The following is a 281-nucleotide window of genomic DNA, read 5'->3' on the forward strand; positions in this document are numbered from 1 at the left end:
GGTTATGCCGACCTGAGTTGCTACGGGCAAACCAAATTTACAACACCTAATATAGATAAATTGGCTGCCAAAGGAATCAAATTTACACAGCACTATTCTGGTAGTACCGTATGTGCCCCTTCACGCTCTGCCCTAATGACAGGGCAGCACACCGGGCATACTTATATCAGGGGTAATAAGGGACATAGTAACGAAGGCCAGCATCCTTTGAGAACTGAAGATTTTACCATTGCTGAATTGTTCAAACAAAACGGTTATGCTACTGGTGCTTTTGGGAAATG

Annotated in this window: 1 protein-coding gene; it reads left to right on the forward strand. The window is 43.8% G+C overall.

Annotated elements, in window-relative coordinates; all coding sequences use genetic code 11:
* On the forward strand, positions 1-281 hold a 281-nt coding region (locus FNN09_RS21030), incomplete at both ends, for a sulfatase-like hydrolase/transferase (protein WP_143304446.1).

Source organism: Carboxylicivirga sp. M1479, from assembly GCF_007097485.1.
GTDB lineage: Bacteria > Bacteroidota > Bacteroidia > Bacteroidales > Marinilabiliaceae > Carboxylicivirga.